Source organism: Exiguobacterium sp. R-39 (genome assembly GCF_049942815.1).
Taxonomy (GTDB): domain Bacteria; phylum Bacillota; class Bacilli; order Exiguobacteriales; family Exiguobacteriaceae; genus Exiguobacterium_A.
The window spans coordinates 1,914,337-1,929,981 of the sequence record NZ_CP187965.1; the positions used below are offsets into that span (position 1 = coordinate 1,914,337).

A 15,645-nucleotide genomic window follows, 5' to 3' on the forward strand; every position below is an offset into this window, starting at 1 on the left:
TCAACCTCCTAGTAATTGAATCGCATCGGACAGTACGTCTTGTAATAAGGGAACAAATCGGGAAATCCCGGTAATGGTCGCTCCGGCGAGTAAAAACAAAATCGCATAACCCATCAATAACTTGACGGAAAATCCAATCGCAAAAATATTGAACTGGGGTGCGGTTTTCGCTAAAAAACCAAGCGCCAAATCGACTAAAAACAAGGCAACCACAAGTGGCATCGCCATTTGAAGAGCCGTGAGCATCGCGAGCCCGACGACACGAACGACTAAGCTCATGCCGGCTTCTCCGGAAACGTTAATCGCACTGCCGGGCGGAAAGATTTTAAAACTCGTATAGATGCCATCCAGTAAAATCAAATGCATATCTGACGCCAGCAGCACGAGCAGTGTCAACATGTAAAAAAATCGACCGACGATCGGCGATTGACCACCAAACATCGGATCATATGCGGAAGCCATCGCCAGCCCCATCTGTAAATCAATGATTGATCCGGCCATTTGTGGCGCATACAGTAAAAAACTGGCGAGCAAACCGAGGGCGAGCCCAATGATGACTTCTGTTCCCATTCGAAAAAAGAAATCGATGTCATCGACTTGAACCGTTGTCTTGACCGCGTAACTGGCAAAATAGGCAAGTCCTGCAGCAATTGCCAACTTATGCTGAGCGGGTAACTGCTTCGATGAAAACAAAGGAGCAGCCACTAAAAATCCAACAAGTCGGCCAAATACAAGTAAAAAAACACTGACAAAGGACAGTAACGTCATTTCCGCGAAACCTCGGCAATCTGTTTGAAGATTTCAATCGTAAACGTTTTGAGTTCTTCCATGATCCATGGTCCAAAAAAGACGAGTGCTAAAAAAACGGCAACAATCTTCGGAACAAACGATAAGGTCTGCTCTTGAATTTGAGTCGTCGCCTGCAAGATGCTGACGAGAAGTCCAACGACGAGTGAGACGAGCAAGAGCGGAGCTGACACCTTTAACAAGGTCCAGACGGCCGAACTGGCTAATTGAATAATCATTTCCTGCGTCATGTCGTCCCTCCCTATCGCATGCTGACGAGTAGTGATTCGACAATCAAATGCCAACCATCTACTAAAATGAACAATAATAATTTAAACGGTAAGGCAATCATGACCGGTGGTAACATCATCATCCCCATCGACATCAAGACACTCGAAACGACCATATCGATGACGAGGAACGGAATGAAAATCATAAATCCGATTTGAAACGCCGTCTTTAACTCACTGATGGCATAGGCCGGTACTAACGCGACGAGCGGAATATCTTCCACCTTCTCGGGCTTCTCGTAATTGCCATACTTCAAAAACAGTTCTAAGTCATTGCTCCGCGTGTATTGAGACATAAAACGTTTCATCGTTCCTCCGGCTTGATCAAAGGCTTCCTCTTGACTGATTTTGTCGTCCATGTACGGTTGTAATGCCGTCGTGTTCAATTCTGTTAAAATAGGTGCCATAACGAACAATGTGATGAATAACGCCAGTCCGACGAGCAGTTGGTTAGGCGGTGTTTGTTGTGTTCCTAAAGCAGAACGAACAAAGGATAAGACGACGATGACGCGTGTGAAACAAGTCATCAAAATCAGTAACGACGGTGCTAATGATAAAAGCGTAAGTAAGACCAGTAATTTGATGGAAGTCGCCGTCCCGGACGGCGTATCCAAGGAAATCAAGTTTTCAATCGTCGTCATGACCGTCCTCGTTTCTTCTGGAACTGATCGAGCTGTTGCTTAAATGATTCCAGAAACGGGGATGCGGCTGACGGATGTGGTAGGCTGTCGGATGTATCCGTTGCTAACCATTCGTCGTCTTCTTCAATCGTATCAAGCAGTTCAACGTTCTGACCGACACCGACAACATAAATCTTACCGTGAACCCTCACGAGCTGAACGGATCGATCTTTGCCAAGCGGGACACCACCGAGATGCGACAGTCGGCTCGATTGACGGACTCCCTTTGTCCGTTCATTGATGAAACGGACGGCAAGAAGGAATCCACCAATCAAAACTGCGAGTGTCACGACGATTTTTACGACCGTGACGACTGTCGATGACCCGTCGACCTGTTGTGTTGTAGGTTCATTTTTCTTAGATGGGTTGAGCTTCTCTTCCACTGTTTCGGCACCGACCTGATGCGTCAGCAGGAACAGGAGAAGACAGGTCAAACAGGTCAGTCTTCTCATGATGAAATGGTTTTCGAAACGGCTTCGAGTACACGGTCTGCCTGGAACGGTTTAACGATGAAGTCTTTTGCTCCGGCTTGAATCGCATCGATGACCATCGATTGTTGTCCCATTGCAGAACACATGATGACTTTGGCAGCCGGGTTAAAGGCTTTGATTTCTTTTAATGCTGAAATCCCGTCCATTTCCGGCATCGTGATATCAAGTGTGACGAGATCCGGCGCTAACTCTTTATATTTCGAAACTGCTTCACGTCCGTTTTCCGCCTCACCGACGACGTCATAGCCGTTCTTCGATAAAATTTCCTTAATCATCATTCTCATGAAAGCTGCATCATCTACAATCAAAACTTTTGCACTCATCCTATTTCCTCCTTAGAACATCCGCAGACGTTCTTTTTTATTGACAATCTCTGTAATCCGGACACCGAAGTTTTCTTCGATGACGACGACTTCACCCGTTGCAATCAATGTATTATTGACGAACACGTCAACGGGTTCTCCTGCTAATTTATCCAGTTCAATGATTGAACCTTGCGTCAGTTCCAAAATGTCCCGGACTGACCGGCGTGTCCGTCCCAGTTCGACTGTGACATTCAATGGTACATCGTAGAGCATGCCAATATTTCCGGGCGGACCTTCTTGTTGCACTTCAGAGAACTGACCGAATTGGACAGGACTGACACCAACCGGCTCTTTTTTGTATTCCGGCGGTGCTTCATACCGGGGTTCCGGTTGTGGCTGTGGCGCGGCCGGCTGTTCCCGGACCGGTTCTGGTGTAGGGACTTGAGCTGTGGGTGCCGGTTCGGTCGTTGTCGTACTGGCACTGAATAATTTCTGAATCAGTTGTTTGGAAAATTCAAGTGGTGCCAATTGTACGATTTTTGAATCGATCAGCGTTCCGATCTTCAAATCAAACTCGATGATGACCATGCTTTCCCATAACGAGAAGCTATCCACGATACTTTTTTCTTGCGAGAAATCAAAAACTTCGACCGCTGGAGGCGAGATATCGATACGCATTGAGAAAACGGTCGACATTGAGGTCGCAGCCGCTCCCATCATCTGGTTCATCGCTTCCTGGACGGCAGATAACGCAATCGGTTCCATTTCAAGACTCTCGTCAACGACACCATCGCCGCCCATCATCAAATTCGCAATGACGGAAGCATCCCGTTGTGTCAAAATTAAAACGTTTTCTCCCTTGAATCCTTCTGTATATCCGACACGAAGGGCGACGTGGGGAATCGGATAACGACTCCGCAATTCTTCCATCGTAATCATCCGCACGTGTGGTGTCGTGATTTCGACTTTTTGATTCAATAACGCGGACAGAGCCGTCGCGGAATTCCCTAGCGAGATATTCCCGACTTCTCCAAGCGCATCAATTTCCATCTCATCCAATTGATGTAAATCGTCTGTTGATTGGGTATCGGTTGGTTCTTCAGCCGATGGGGTTCCACGTAATAATGCATCGATTTCATCTTGCGAAAGCATATCGCTCATGTTATTCCTCCTCAATTCGTTGTAAGACTTGTAAAGCGAGATGCTTCCCGTTCAGACCAGGCCGCGCTTTGAACATTTTCCGATCATCGACGAACAATTCAACCGGATCGGATGTACGTGTCTGGAGGGACAGGCAATCGCCTACCTCGAGGTGTAACAATTCTCCAAACGAAAGTTCCGTCTGGCCGAGCACTGCTTTCAAATCGACGATTGATCCCATCAACTGTGTTTGCATATGTTCTGACTCTTGGTTATCGGCTGACTTTCGTTTCTCTTGTTGCATCCAAAAGTGACTCGAAAGTTTCGGAATGATTGGTTCGAGTGTCACGAACGGCAGACAGACATTAAGCGTTCCGCTTACTTCTCCGACCGTCACGTAAATCGAGACGAGAATGACCGTTTCATTCGGTGAGACGAGTTGAAGAAATTGTGGATTGATTTCCAAATCATCATACTCGGCTTCGATTTCGGCAATCGATTCCCACGCTGCCCCGTATTGAACAAAGGCGCGTTTGAATAACTGCGTCAAGATCCGGGTTTCGATTTCCGTCAAGTTCTCAATCTTATTCATGCCTTCACCCGGTCCGCCGAGCAATCGATCGAGCATCGCATACGCGATGTTCGGATTCACTTCGAAGATGACCCGTCCGTCTAACGGATGAAGATTCACTAAATTAATCAAGGTCATGTTCGGAATGGAATGAATGAATTCATCATAAGGCAGCTGTTCGACCGTATTGACCGTAAACTGGACGTATGTTCTAAGCTGTGCTGAGAAATGGGTCGTCAAGACTCGGGCGAATTGTTCATGAATCCGCGTTAAGTTCCGCATCTGGTCTTTTGAGAATCGCAACGCCCGTTTAAAGTCATAGACTTTCACACGACGTTCTTCTTCTTGACTGCGTATTTCCTCGACTTCCATATCTCCGCTTGAAATGGCTGATAGCAGGGCGTCAATTTCATGTTGTGATAATACTTCGCTCATGCGGCCACCTCACTGGATGATTTTTTTCGTCGTGTAGACACGTTGAACATCGCCTTCTTGCAGGAGCTTTTTAAATTGCCCCCGTAATTTTTCTTCGAGTTTCGCCATGTCTTGTTTAGAATCTAAATCTTGTTTTTTCATCGAAGCTAAATCCCCTAAGATGATATTGTTGATTTGAAACTTGCGTAACTCCAGTTCTTCCCGCGTCGCCGCGTCATCCGTGACGATTGTAAACTGAACATTTAAGAATCGTTCGTCTGCAATGTTCGTCGTTAAATCATCTGTTTGAAAACTTCGCTCTTCGAGTTCCGCTCCTGTCGGTTGTTCGACTTTCGCTTCGGTCGGATCACTCGTTAACAAATATTTTGAAAGCATGTAGCCCGCGCCTACCATCATAATCGCGACGACGACCATGATGAGTGGTAATTTCAACTTACTCTTCTTCTTTTCTTCTGCCATCTTCGAGCCTCCTAGCACTGTTCAAGCCCGTTAAACCGACTTGTCGGTAAAAATCGATTGTGGCTGCTTTTACCTCTTCCAATGTTTCTTTGACGACATAAGTCTGTCCCCCGACCAACTGGATCGTCGTATCGGGTGTCGACCGGACCGCTTCGATTAAGATTGCATTTAAGACAAGCGGTGTTTCACGTAATGTCGTTAAAGTAATCATCGTTTCAAGTTAACGAGTTCTTCTAAAATCTGATCTGATGTTGTAATGATCCGGGTGTTCGCCTGGAATCCGCGTTGGGCGATGATCATTTCCGTAAACTCTTCCGATAAGTCGACGTTTGACATTTCAAGTGTTCCGGATGTTAATTGACCAAGACCGTTTGTGCTTGGCGTTCCAGTCGCTGCGATACCCGAGTTTTGAGAAGCGGCAAATAAGTTCACTCCTGATTTTTCAAGACCACCCGGGTTAGCAAAATTAGCCATTGATACGTAACCAACTCGTTGCAAGTTACCCGTTCCATCGACAAACGTGACTAGTCCATCTTTTCCGATTGCAAGGTTCTGTGCTCCTGTCGGAATTTGTAACTTCATGTAGCCATTATTTACTTTGTTTGTGATTTGACCTTGAGCATCGTATTGGTTGGCAGGTAGGTTTGCTTGATCGGCAGGTGGCTGTCCAGGGTTGGCAGGCGGTGGATCAGACAATCCTACGAGATAATTTCCATCTCCCGTTACGATATTCCCTTGAAGATCTGTATAAAAGTTACCGGAACGAGAATAACGCACACCGTCTGCCGTTAAGACTTGATAGAATCCTTCACCGGAAATCCCGACATCAAGCGTTCGACCTGTATTTTGTAACGCTCCTTGATTGTAAACGTTATCGACCGTTGACATCGAGGCCCCGAGTCCTACCTGTTTCGGGTTTGTCCCACCGACACCTCCACCATTACCTGATGCGGAACCAACTGATTGGTTGACAAGATCCTTAAACGTGACACGGCCTTTTTTATAACCAAATGTATTAACGTTGGCGATGTTATTCCCGACGACGTCTAACTTTGTTTGGAAGTTCTTTAACCCACTGATTCCTGAATACATTGAACGTAACATTATTTTTCCTCCTTTGTTTTAATTTCAGTCAATTCGTAGACACTGACACTTTTTCCGTTCGATAACTCGGCAATGACATCGACCCCGTCACGCTTTACACTGAGGACGTTTGCCGTCACTTTACCGGTCGATGTTACATCTGCTCCTGTCGCATCTTTCGTGACAGTCTCACCTTCATAGCTGACACTTTTTCCAATCAAATTACTATAGTTCATCAGAGCCGCCGCATGCTGATTGAGCATCATCGTATCCATCCCTTTTCCAATCGCTTGCATCTGTTCAAGAGAAGAAAACTGAGCCATCTGCGAAATGAACTCCTTGTCTTCCATCGGTGCCGTCGGATCTTGATTGGACAGTTGGGCAATCAGGATTTTCATGAACATGTCTTTGTCCATCGAGTTACTGGATGGTACTTTCGTTTTCTCCGGTAACTGATAGGACGACGCATCATTTTTGATGGATTCAGTCATCTTCATCCTCCTCTAGTTCTTCTTCGTACGGTGCAGGTTCTTCTTGCTGACGCTCTCGTCGTTCTTGCGGTAAACCTTGTTCAAAGTCTTTGACACTCGATGCTAACATCCCGGTTTCGACTTTGACGAATGGTGCTTGCGGCTGCAACGAAGTATGTAACTTTCCTAGTTGCTGATCCAGCATTTGTTTCGCTTGTTCCGTCGCTGCGAAAAGCTTTACCGTCAATAAACCATCTTTTTTATCCAATTGGACGACGACCTCACCCAACTGTTCTGGATATAATCGGATGGACATCCTTGTCGAACCGTCCGCGCCTTTTAAAAATGGTGCTTGTTTCATCGCCGCTTCAATCCGTGACGTGAGTTGATCATTGACACTTGGCTGCATGACGGATGGCCGAACGCCTACTCCTAATGCACTGTTCATTCGTTCAAATTTCAAACCGGTTAGTGCTGATGGTTGGTCTTTCCCTTCCGGATCAGCAGCTATCTGAATGGATTCAATCACCTTTTTAGTCATGACACTTGTTTTCAGTGTTGGTGTATTTTGTTCAGGAAGTACAAGACGGTTCGAAAACGGAGTCACAACTGCATCTTTTTTGATGCCTGTAGAATCAACCAACGTGGGATTACTCACCGGTGGAGCTGACAAGGCAATTCCTGGAGTGTCAGTCATCCGTATAACCGGAGTATTCATTCCGACCGGTAATTCATTTGATTTCACATTTTCCTTATCGACTCCGATGACAGTTGAAACGGCCGCTGCGAGTACTTGTTGGACCGAGACAGGAAATTGTTCGAATAACTCCATCGCTTGTCCTTGTTGTCCGTCTTGTATCATCTTGATGAACTGAATCAGCTCCGTCGCTTTTTTTGGATCATGTATCATACCTTCTACTTCGGGTTGCTCCAAAAGTTTTAAGACTTTTTCCGGCTGTGCGGTCAATTGTTCCAACAGCGGTTTGACTTCAAGATTCGTCTCCCCTTCAGTTGGTATTGTCTGTTGATCCAGTGAAGGATTCTGTACGCCCTCAGCTAGAGGTTGCACTAAGTATTGAAGTAACGAAGCAAAATTTCCAACGCCATTCGCCGGGAGCTCTTTCCCGTTCCACTTCGTAACCGGTTTAGCTGTTTGTGCTTGCTGTACATCCGTCGTCAAGTTCATTTTATTTTCTCACCCCTTATTGGACTGCCAACAATTGTGTCAACGCTGCAGCTTTTTTAGGATCCATCTTTGCCATGATGGCCGCCTGTTGTTCAGCATCAATTTCTTTAATGATTGCAACGACTTCCGTCGGACTCAATTCGTTAAAAATATTGGCTGCATCTTTCGGCGTCATCTCCGCATAGACATCTGTCACATCAGCAGTCTTTTTCGACGCAGACTTATCTGTCACTATCGTTGCAGGTGTAGCCGGCGTGTTTTTCAACCGATCCCGTTCCGCAATCAACCGGACGACCTCCTGTTCTTTCGCTTGGATGAGTTCTGCTTGATCAGTCGTCTTTGCCCGTAGTTTTTTGATTTCAGCGTTTGCTAATTTCAAACGTTGTTCGATCTCCGAACTTTTTGAAGACGTTACCTTCGTGTTCGTTACTTCTTCTGACGCAAAAGGCAATGAAAAAATCGGCCGCCCATTAGCGTAATTTAATACGAGATAGGCTGTAAATAATAACAATAACAACGGGATGATTAATAAGGGCAAAATCCATTGTTTTGATGACTTGTTCTCACTCATGTCGTTCGCCTTCTTCCAAACTGCAATAATGCTAATTCATCCATTTGGTTCTGTTCCACCAAAGCGAGTGTCCGCCGATTTTCTTCTAATTGATTTGATTGCAGTCGTGTAAATTTCTTTTCTTCAATCAAAGCCTCTTTTAAATCGACTTGAGCCCGTTCATACTGATTTTTCGCCTGGGTCACGTATAGCTGTTGTCGCTCAATCTGTTGTTTGACGACATCACGTGCACGTTCACGGTATTGAGAAGCAAGCAGCTCAACCGTTCCTGTTTCATTTTGTGCTTTTAAAAAAGCTTCATAACGAACGAGAAGATGGTACAGTTTCTCGACCTCGACTTCATATTGCTTCTTTTTTTCAGCAGTATGTTTTGAAACACGATCCTTTTCCGCTTCCGCTAAAGGAATAATACGTTCATATATGGTTTTCATTCGCGCCCTCCCTTAACGGATTGTCGAAATCAGACGATCCATGCCATCTTCGAAATGGCTTTTTTCTTCCACCCGTTGTTTTAAAAAACCGATCAATTCAGGATATTTTTCAACAGCCCGATCAATGTCAGGGTTTGTACCACTTTTATAAGCACCGATATTGATTAAATCCTCGGCATCGAGGTATGTCGACAATAACTGTCTGAACGTAATCGCACTATCTTTATGTTCGGTCGAAGTAATTTGATTCATGACCCGGCTGATGGAGCGTAAGATGTGAATCGCCGGATATTGTCCTTTATTAGCGAGATTTCGGTCGAGGACAAAATGACCATCAAGAATTCCGCGGACCGCATCCGCAATCGGTTCATTCATATCATCGCCGTCAACCAGTACGGTATAAAATGCCGTAATGGAACCTTCTGTCGTTTTCCCGCTTCGTTCCAACAGTTGTGGAAGTAAGGCGAATACACTCGGTGTATATCCCTTCGAAGCAGGTGGTTCACCGGTCGCCAGGCCAATTTCACGTTGAGCCATGGCAAAACGTGTGACGGAGTCCATCATCAATACGACATTTTTTCCTTGATCCCGAAAATATTCAGCGATTGCCGTTGCCGTATACGCTCCTTTGAGTCGAACGAGTGGCGGCTGATCACTCGTCGCTACGACGATGATCGAACGGCTCATGCCTTCCTCACCTAACTCCGCCTCAATGAATTCCTTCACTTCACGGCCCCGTTCACCGATTAAGGCGATGACATTAATATCAGCCGTCGATCGTTTGGCAATCATACCGAGTAATGTCGATTTACCGACACCCGATCCTGCGAATAGTCCGACTCGTTGCCCTTGTCCGACGGTCAATAAACCGTCGATGGCACGAATACCTGTCGATAACACTTGATCGATCCGCGGACGATCGAGTGGACTTGGCGGCTTACGGACAATTGAAGTCGTCCGTAAATGCGCCAGTGATTTCCCGTCTAGCGAACGTCCGAGACCATCCAGGACTTTCCCGATCAAATCATCTCCGACAGGAACATGAAGCGGTTTTCCTGTTGCGATGACAATCGATCCCGGTGCAATGGCCGTCGTTTCACCATAAGGCATCAATAGTACATGTCCTTCTCGAAATCCAACGACTTCTGCCTCAATCTCGTCTCCACGATGAATCCGGATCAAGCACCGCTCGCCGATGGCAACAGCTGTCGGACCACGTGATTCAATCATCAAGCCAATGACTTGAACGACTTTACCAGAATGCTCGACAAGTTCTTCCCGACGAACATCTCGAATCGCTGCTTGTAACTGTTTGAGTTTATACATCGTGTAACACCTCGGTGAGTTGCTCCATTAATCGTTGATAACCGATTGACAATCCACCCGTGATGGCACCGTTCTCTGAATCAATCCGGAAATCTCGTGCAGGAAGCTCGGGATCAATCCGTAAACGGATTGTTGCCGTCCCTCCTAAAATGGTCTGTAACCGTTCATCCAGTAAGACAACCCGTTCAAAGTCTTCAGCTGATGTATAGACAATCAATTTTTCGCGATCTCTAAATTGAAGAATCAACTGTTGAATCGTCTGATAAAGTGCTTCTTCATCCTTATCGTGAAGCTGCTCCAAAAACTGATGTGTCAATTGAAGGGCCAGTGCACACAATTCATCTTCCATCAGGAGGACTCGTTCTGAAAACATCTGTTCGAGCCGGTTCGCAAGTTGATTTGTTTCCTCAATCCGTTGTTCGTATTGTGTTTGTCCAGCTTGTTGACCCGACTGATACCCTTCTTTGTAACCCTGTTGTCTCGCTTCTTCAAACACGAGAAGCTGCTCTTGCTCCAAATCAGCCCGCCGTGTTTGTTCTTGTTGTTCGATCAACAGCTGCTGTTGCTTTAGTTGGGCTTGTCCTTCCCGCATCATCTCGTCATAAGAAACAAGCGGTTCGGTTTCAGTCACCTGCTCGGATTCCGTCTGATGGAAAATCGTTCGTTGCGTCCGGTCGAAAACAACTTGACGCTTAATGACGTTAGACAACGATATCATCTCCTCCACCACGGGCTACCACGATCTCACCCATATCTTCTAGGCGACGGATGATGCCAACAATACGACTTTGTGCTTCTTCGACATCCCGTAAGCGTACAGGTCCCATGAATTCCATATCCTCTTTGAACGATTCGACCATTCGCTGGGACATATTGCGGTACACCATTTCTTTGACATCTTCCGATGAAACTTTAAGTGAAAGCAATAAGTCTTCATTCGAAACTTCCCGGATAATCCGTTGGATGGCACGTGCGTCGAGCGTAACGATATCTTCAAAGACAAACATCCGCTTTTTGATTTCTTCCGCCAACTCTGGATCCTGAATTTCAAGCGTATCGAGAATCGTTCGTTCCGTCGTCCGATCGACACCGTTCAAGACTTGAACTACTGCCTCGATTCCGCCAGATTGGGCATAATCCTGCATTCCTGCTTGCGATAGATTCCGTTCAAGAATTTGTTCGACTTCACTGATGATTTCTGGATTCATCCGGTCCATCGTTGCAATCCGTCGGGCGACATCTGACTGGGCTTCTGCCGGAAGTTCTGATAAAATTTGTCCCGATTTGACCGGATCCAGATGCGCCAAGACCAAGGCAATGGTCTGCGGATGTTCATTTTGAATGAAGTTCAGCAATTGTTTCGGATCCGCTTTGCGGGCAAATTCAAACGGTCTCACTTGAAGCGTCGACGTCAAACGATAAATGAGTTCCATCGCCTTCTCTTCACCTAATGCTTTTTCCAACACGGATTTGGCGAATCCGATACCACCTTGCGTGATATAATTTTGCGCTGTCGCTAATTCATGGAATTCTTCTAACACTTCGAGCTTCTCATCCGGATCAATCCGTTTCATGCTCGAAATCTGTAATGTCAGCCATTCCATTTCTTCTTCAGACAAATGTTTGTATACGCTGGCCGCGACTTCCGGACCAAGCGAAATCATTAAAATGGCGGCTTTTTCCCGACTACTCATCTCTAACTTCTTCATCTCATCAATCCTCCGCTAACCAGGTGCGTAACAACTTCGCAAATTCATCCGGATTGGATGCGGCAAGCTTCTCAAGCTGTTTCCGTTTGACCGTTCCTTCACTTGTGTCCTCTGTCGACAGTTCAGGAATCTCTGTCTCAATCGGAGTCCATTCTTCCAGTTCCTCAATTTCAGCTGTTCTTCTTCTACGCATCAACAGGAAGATGGCTCCTACTACGACCAGTGCTGCGGCACCTAATGCAAACCAGACCCACATCGGTGTTGTTTCCGTTGTTACTGTCTGTTTCGGTGTCTCGGCAAATGGTCTTGACATGACGACGACTTTATTCGCAAGCTCTGCATCGGTTAAGGTCGTCTTCGCATCCGTCTTCGTCAGTGAAGTACGAATGATCGAATACATCATAGTCTGTAAATCTGTTTGAAGTTGCGGATCAATTTGATTTTGTCCTTTAGGTGGCTCAACGATGACTTGAATTCCTAAATCCCGAATTTCATACGGCGCACCGGTAATCTGTTTTGTGATTCGATTGACTTCGTAATTGATGATATCGTGCGTCTTCTCACTTGTGTCTCCTGCCGTACCTGTACCTTGCGGGAAGTTAATGGTCTCATTCTCACCCGTTCCTGCAGTTCCTTCATTTGCCGCTCCCGTATACGCTTCAGCGACTTTCTCTGCCGATGTCACGATTCCCTCGATTTTATCAGGATCAACCGGTTCAACTAATTTTTGTTCCTCTTGCCGTTGCGTGACATCGACATCTGCGGTAACAGAAACCAGTGCTTTTTGTGGACCGAGAACGACTGACAGCATCTGCTGAATTTGTTGGCGTAAATCTTTTTCCGTCGTTTTCTTCAGCTGCATCGGATCCGTTCCTCCTGCAGTCTGTGCTCCCTTACCCGGCTCATAATACGTAAAGTACTGATCCATGATGGTAATGTTTTCTTCTTTTAGATTCGGGATACTTTTCGCAATCAGATGATACAGACCTTGAACCGTCTGCTGATTCAAGTCGCTGCCGGCGCTTGATGTCAAGACGACTGAGACAGTTGACGTCTCTTCTTTATCTGATAAGAAAACACTTTTTTCCGGTAATGTAATCATGACCTTCGCAGCATCAATCCCGTTGACTTGCGTAATCAGATTTTCTAATTCCGTCTGCATCGTGTCCCGCTCGAGAATGTTCATTTCCTTATCTGTTGTTCCAAATCCGGCGTTTTCGCTGAAGAATGAATAATCGATTTGACCTGATTTAGGTATTCCAGCTGTCGCCAACTCCACTTTTAAGTTTTCGGCACTTTCTTCCGGTACAAGAATCGTTACACCGTCTGTCCCACTGACGACTTCGGACTGTACACCATCTTCATTTAATTTCTCAGTCACTTGCCCAGCCTCTTGTGGTGACAACTTTGAGTAGAGCGGTGTCATCGTTGGTTTACTTAACCAAATGGCTGCAACAATGATAGCTGCAATTAGAAATAAGATAATTCCGATGATCGTTGCTTTTTTAACGAGCGACCATTCCTGCCATGTCATTTTTAATGCGCCAAAGCGCGTTTTTAGTCCTTCATTCATCAAACATCTCCCACGCTTTCCTCAACAATCACAGTTGCATACGCATCATTTCTTGGTATGCTTCGATGCCTTTATTCCGGACTTCGATAGCGAGTTGCATAGAAAGCGATGCTTCTTCTGTTTTGATCATGATGTTATGTAAGTCTGTCGTTTTTCCAGTCGCAAGATCTACTCGTGCTTGCGAAGAGGCTTGTTGCGCCTCGTTCAGACCGTTCATGGCCTGACTCAATACTTCACTGAAATCACTTGGTGTCGTTTTGGTAACCGATTGAGACGGTAAGACCATTTGCATACTTTGAATCGGTTGAATCGCCATCGTGTCATCTCCTTCTTACTTGCCGATTTCCATCGCTTTAACCAACATTGCTTTTGTTGCATTCAACGCCGTGACGTTCGCTTCATAAGAACGTGTCGCCCCCATCATGTCGACCATTTCCTTCAGTAGATCGACGTTCGGCATTTTAACGTATCCCAGTTCATCCGCATCTGGATGATTCGGATTGTATTCCAATTTGAATGGTTCTTGATCTTTTCGAATCTCGCTGACTGTCACCCCGTTGCCTGTTTCTTTCAAAACGGCTAATTTGCGGGCATATGGTTGCCATTCTCCGTCAACTAGCTCACCGCGTGTCGTCTGAGCATTGGCGATATTCGCAGAGACGGTATCGAGTCGCAGACGCTGTGCCGTCAATCCCGTTGCGGACGTATGAAAACCTGAAAACATACTCATGAATTAACGTCCTCCCCGGATGACAGACTGGATTCCGGAAAATTTCCGGTTCAATTGTTCGACCAATGCTTCGTACTCAATTTGATTGCGTGATAATTCAGACATTTCGAGGTCAATATCGACCCCATTCCCATCGTTACGCATAGCAGACGATTGTTCGACGATACTTCCTGACGTACCGATCGTCGCGTGTCGTTTTAAACTCATTTTCATTTCAGAATCCAAGACATCTCCGAACACTACGCGCTTTGATTTATATCCAGGCGTATCGACGTTCGCAATATTTGCTGAAATTACTTTCTGCGCAGCTACCGTCCGATCGACGGCCTGTGTCATTGTTGCATAATCTGAACCAAGCCAGTTCATCATTCAACCTCCACCTCTATTTATCTGGTAAAAATTAGTATTATAAAGTAAGCGGTTAGTAACATATCTGAAATAATTGAAACAAATAGGTCAATGTTTGAAAAGAAGTTTTTTGAAAAATAGGGGAATGAGATGTTAGTATTTCGCTTTTTAAACCCTTTTCTTATAAAAATGATAAATAATACCTATAAAAAAAGAAGACCTAGTACTTTACTAGGTCTTCTTTTAAATTCTAATTTTTCCTTTTTTTAGTTCGATTTAATGCGCTCTAACTCATAGAGGAAATTGTCATTTAAAATCTTGATATATGTCCCTTTCATACCAAGCGAACGGGACTCGATGACGCCGGCACTTTCAAGTTTCCGCAACGCATTGACGATGACTGAACGCGTGATGCCGACACGATCGGCAATTTTAGAGGCCACGAGTAATCCTTCGTTTCCATCCAACTCTTCGAAGATATGTTCGATGGCTTCAAGTTCCGAATACGATAAAGAATTGATTGCCATTTGAACGACGGCTTTCTTCCGCGCTTTATCTTCCGCTTCATGAGCTTTCTCACGTAAGATTTCCATTCCGACAACTGTTGCTCCGTATTCCGCAAGCACCAAGTCCTCTTCATTAAAATCTTCGAGCATCCGGCCAAGGACAAGTGTTCCAAGTCGCTCACCGCCACCGATGATCGGAACAATCGTCGTTTTTGATGTCTCGAACATATCGCGGTTATCGATCGGGAAAGCTGTATGCTCACTGTCGATTGCGATGTTCGCTGTCGTTTCCGTCACATTAAACAATTTTTTCGTATAATCTTCCGGAAACTGACGCTCTTCAAGGAATCCACGAATCCGTGCATTCTCGATTTGTTGTTTAATCGCAATTCCTAATAACTTTCCACGACGGCTGACGATAAAGGTATTTGATTCCATAACTTCACTTAAACGATCTGCCATGACCTTAAAGTCGACATGTGTGCTTGCTTCTTGTTGTAACATCGTGTTGAGCTTTCGTGTTTTTGCCAATAAATTCATGATTTTCTTCCTCCA

Annotated in this window: 22 protein-coding genes; all 22 read right to left on the bottom strand. The window is 45.5% G+C overall.

The window, feature by feature from the left end:
* The 22 genes from fliR to codY all read right to left on the bottom strand — a co-directional run bounded on the left by fliR (position 1) and on the right by codY (position 15,630).
* Complete coding sequence (gene fliR / locus ACP26N_RS10170; protein ID WP_114595507.1) at positions 1–768, bottom strand: flagellar biosynthetic protein FliR; 768 nt, start codon at positions 766–768, stop codon at positions 1–3.
* On the bottom strand, positions 765–1,037 hold the full coding sequence (gene fliQ / locus ACP26N_RS10175) for a flagellar biosynthesis protein FliQ (protein ID WP_012370733.1): 273 nt from the start codon (positions 1,035–1,037) through the stop codon (positions 765–767). The genes fliR and fliQ overlap by 4 nt, the downstream gene beginning before the upstream one ends.
* A gap of 11 nt (positions 1,038–1,048) precedes the next feature.
* Positions 1,049–1,717, bottom strand: coding sequence for a flagellar type III secretion system pore protein FliP (fliP, locus tag ACP26N_RS10180; protein ID WP_114595506.1), 669 nt, complete (start codon positions 1,715–1,717; stop codon positions 1,049–1,051).
* Positions 1,714–2,190: a flagellar biosynthetic protein FliO gene (locus ACP26N_RS10185; RefSeq protein ID WP_251138584.1), complete on the bottom strand. Its 477-nt coding sequence runs from the start codon at positions 2,188–2,190 to the stop codon at positions 1,714–1,716. The genes fliP and ACP26N_RS10185 overlap by 4 nt, the downstream gene beginning before the upstream one ends.
* Before the next feature lie 14 nt (positions 2,191–2,204).
* Positions 2,205–2,570 carry a response regulator gene (locus ACP26N_RS10190; protein WP_026828018.1) on the bottom strand — a complete coding sequence of 122 codons (366 nt, stop codon included), beginning with the start codon at positions 2,568–2,570 and terminating at the stop codon, positions 2,205–2,207.
* Positions 2,571–2,582: 12 nt separating this feature from the next.
* Positions 2,583–3,713: a flagellar motor switch phosphatase FliY gene (gene fliY / locus ACP26N_RS10195; protein WP_131502580.1), complete on the bottom strand. Its 1,131-nt coding sequence runs from the start codon at positions 3,711–3,713 to the stop codon at positions 2,583–2,585.
* Between the two features lies 1 nt (position 3,714).
* The gene (gene fliM / locus ACP26N_RS10200) at positions 3,715–4,698 is read right to left on the bottom strand and encodes a flagellar motor switch protein FliM (protein WP_012370738.1); all 984 of its coding nucleotides are present in this window, start codon (positions 4,696–4,698) and stop codon (positions 3,715–3,717) included.
* Positions 4,699–4,707: 9 nt separating this feature from the next.
* Positions 4,708–5,157: a flagellar basal body-associated FliL family protein gene (locus tag ACP26N_RS10205; RefSeq protein WP_026828016.1), complete on the bottom strand. Its 450-nt coding sequence runs from the start codon at positions 5,155–5,157 to the stop codon at positions 4,708–4,710.
* Positions 5,132–5,368, bottom strand: a complete 237-nt coding sequence (locus ACP26N_RS10210) for a flagellar FlbD family protein (protein ID WP_026828015.1) — start codon at positions 5,366–5,368, stop codon at positions 5,132–5,134. The genes ACP26N_RS10205 and ACP26N_RS10210 overlap by 26 nt, the downstream gene beginning before the upstream one ends.
* Positions 5,365–6,261 carry a flagellar basal body rod protein FlgG gene (gene flgG, locus ACP26N_RS10215; protein ID WP_014970679.1) on the bottom strand — a complete coding sequence of 299 codons (897 nt, stop codon included), beginning with the start codon at positions 6,259–6,261 and terminating at the stop codon, positions 5,365–5,367. Before flgG ends, ACP26N_RS10210 begins: the two co-directional genes overlap by 4 nt.
* Complete coding sequence (locus tag ACP26N_RS10220; RefSeq protein WP_131502582.1) at positions 6,261–6,731, bottom strand: flagellar hook capping FlgD N-terminal domain-containing protein; 471 nt, start codon at positions 6,729–6,731, stop codon at positions 6,261–6,263. Before ACP26N_RS10220 ends, flgG begins: the two co-directional genes overlap by 1 nt.
* Entirely contained in the window at positions 6,724–7,896 is a 1,173-nt protein-coding gene (locus tag ACP26N_RS10225; RefSeq protein ID WP_426353772.1) for a flagellar hook-length control protein FliK, read from the bottom strand. Before ACP26N_RS10225 ends, ACP26N_RS10220 begins: the two co-directional genes overlap by 8 nt.
* A 16-nt stretch (positions 7,897–7,912) precedes the next feature.
* On the bottom strand, positions 7,913–8,467 hold the full coding sequence (locus tag ACP26N_RS10230; RefSeq protein WP_426353773.1) for a MotE family protein: 555 nt from the start codon (positions 8,465–8,467) through the stop codon (positions 7,913–7,915).
* Positions 8,464–8,898, bottom strand: a complete 435-nt coding sequence (locus ACP26N_RS10235; RefSeq protein WP_026828010.1) for a flagellar export protein FliJ — start codon at positions 8,896–8,898, stop codon at positions 8,464–8,466. The genes ACP26N_RS10230 and ACP26N_RS10235 overlap by 4 nt, the downstream gene beginning before the upstream one ends.
* A gap of 12 nt (positions 8,899–8,910) precedes the next feature.
* Positions 8,911–10,224, bottom strand: a complete 1,314-nt coding sequence (gene fliI / locus ACP26N_RS10240) for a flagellar protein export ATPase FliI (protein WP_131972514.1) — start codon at positions 10,222–10,224, stop codon at positions 8,911–8,913.
* Positions 10,217–10,942, bottom strand: coding sequence for a FliH/SctL family protein (locus tag ACP26N_RS10245; RefSeq protein WP_426353776.1), 726 nt, complete (start codon positions 10,940–10,942; stop codon positions 10,217–10,219). The genes fliI and ACP26N_RS10245 overlap by 8 nt, the downstream gene beginning before the upstream one ends.
* Complete coding sequence (gene fliG / locus ACP26N_RS10250) at positions 10,926–11,933, bottom strand: flagellar motor switch protein FliG (RefSeq protein ID WP_131972512.1); 1,008 nt, start codon at positions 11,931–11,933, stop codon at positions 10,926–10,928. The genes ACP26N_RS10245 and fliG overlap by 17 nt, the downstream gene beginning before the upstream one ends.
* Positions 11,934–11,937: 4 nt before the next feature.
* Positions 11,938–13,506, bottom strand: coding sequence for a flagellar basal-body MS-ring/collar protein FliF (fliF, locus tag ACP26N_RS10255; RefSeq protein ID WP_131972511.1), 1,569 nt, complete (start codon positions 13,504–13,506; stop codon positions 11,938–11,940).
* Between the two features lie 28 nt (positions 13,507–13,534).
* Entirely contained in the window at positions 13,535–13,822 is a 288-nt protein-coding gene (fliE, locus tag ACP26N_RS10260; protein ID WP_131502589.1) for a flagellar hook-basal body complex protein FliE, read from the bottom strand.
* 15 nt (positions 13,823–13,837) lie between these two features.
* Positions 13,838–14,236 carry a flagellar basal body rod protein FlgC gene (flgC, locus tag ACP26N_RS10265; RefSeq protein WP_131502590.1) on the bottom strand — a complete coding sequence of 133 codons (399 nt, stop codon included), beginning with the start codon at positions 14,234–14,236 and terminating at the stop codon, positions 13,838–13,840.
* Between the two features lie 3 nt (positions 14,237–14,239).
* Complete coding sequence (gene flgB, locus ACP26N_RS10270; RefSeq protein WP_131502591.1) at positions 14,240–14,602, bottom strand: flagellar basal body rod protein FlgB; 363 nt, start codon at positions 14,600–14,602, stop codon at positions 14,240–14,242.
* A 248-nt stretch (positions 14,603–14,850) separates the two neighbouring features.
* The gene (gene codY, locus ACP26N_RS10275; RefSeq protein WP_012370753.1) at positions 14,851–15,630 is read right to left on the bottom strand and encodes a GTP-sensing pleiotropic transcriptional regulator CodY; all 780 of its coding nucleotides are present in this window, start codon (positions 15,628–15,630) and stop codon (positions 14,851–14,853) included.
* Positions 15,631–15,645: the final 15 nt, after the last annotated feature.

Excerpts from the sequence above, each read along its gene's own strand:
- fliR (WP_114595507.1), bottom strand. The coding sequence starts at position 768 with ATGACGTTACTGTCCTTTGTCAGTGTTTTTTTACTTGTATTTGGCCGA.
- fliQ (WP_012370733.1), bottom strand. The coding sequence starts at position 1,037 with ATGACGCAGGAAATGATTATTCAATTAGCCAGTTCGGCCGTCTGGACC.
- fliP (WP_114595506.1), bottom strand. The coding sequence starts at position 1,717 with ATGACGACGATTGAAAACTTGATTTCCTTGGATACGCCGTCCGGGACG.
- ACP26N_RS10190 (WP_026828018.1), bottom strand. The coding sequence starts at position 2,570 with ATGAGTGCAAAAGTTTTGATTGTAGATGATGCAGCTTTCATGAGAATG.
- fliY (WP_131502580.1), bottom strand. The coding sequence starts at position 3,713 with ATGAGCGATATGCTTTCGCAAGATGAAATCGATGCATTATTACGTGGA.
- fliM (WP_012370738.1), bottom strand. The coding sequence starts at position 4,698 with ATGAGCGAAGTATTATCACAACATGAAATTGACGCCCTGCTATCAGCC.
- ACP26N_RS10205 (WP_026828016.1), bottom strand. The coding sequence starts at position 5,157 with ATGGCAGAAGAAAAGAAGAAGAGTAAGTTGAAATTACCACTCATCATG.
- ACP26N_RS10210 (WP_026828015.1), bottom strand. The coding sequence starts at position 5,368 with ATGATTACTTTAACGACATTACGTGAAACACCGCTTGTCTTAAATGCA.
- flgG (WP_014970679.1), bottom strand. The coding sequence starts at position 6,261 with ATGTTACGTTCAATGTATTCAGGAATCAGTGGGTTAAAGAACTTCCAA.
- ACP26N_RS10220 (WP_131502582.1), bottom strand. The coding sequence starts at position 6,731 with ATGACTGAATCCATCAAAAATGATGCGTCGTCCTATCAGTTACCGGAG.
- ACP26N_RS10225 (WP_426353772.1), bottom strand. The coding sequence starts at position 7,896 with ATGAACTTGACGACGGATGTACAGCAAGCACAAACAGCTAAACCGGTT.
- ACP26N_RS10230 (WP_426353773.1), bottom strand. The coding sequence starts at position 8,467 with ATGAGTGAGAACAAGTCATCAAAACAATGGATTTTGCCCTTATTAATC.
- ACP26N_RS10235 (WP_026828010.1), bottom strand. The coding sequence starts at position 8,898 with ATGAAAACCATATATGAACGTATTATTCCTTTAGCGGAAGCGGAAAAG.
- fliI (WP_131972514.1), bottom strand. The coding sequence starts at position 10,224 with ATGTATAAACTCAAACAGTTACAAGCAGCGATTCGAGATGTTCGTCGG.
- ACP26N_RS10245 (WP_426353776.1), bottom strand. The coding sequence starts at position 10,942 with ATGATATCGTTGTCTAACGTCATTAAGCGTCAAGTTGTTTTCGACCGG.
- fliG (WP_131972512.1), bottom strand. The coding sequence starts at position 11,933 with ATGAAGAAGTTAGAGATGAGTAGTCGGGAAAAAGCCGCCATTTTAATG.
- fliF (WP_131972511.1), bottom strand. The coding sequence starts at position 13,506 with ATGAATGAAGGACTAAAAACGCGCTTTGGCGCATTAAAAATGACATGG.
- fliE (WP_131502589.1), bottom strand. The coding sequence starts at position 13,822 with ATGGCGATTCAACCGATTCAAAGTATGCAAATGGTCTTACCGTCTCAA.
- flgC (WP_131502590.1), bottom strand. The coding sequence starts at position 14,236 with ATGAGTATGTTTTCAGGTTTTCATACGTCCGCAACGGGATTGACGGCA.
- flgB (WP_131502591.1), bottom strand. The coding sequence starts at position 14,602 with ATGAACTGGCTTGGTTCAGATTATGCAACAATGACACAGGCCGTCGAT.
- codY (WP_012370753.1), bottom strand. The coding sequence starts at position 15,630 with ATGAATTTATTGGCAAAAACACGAAAGCTCAACACGATGTTACAACAA.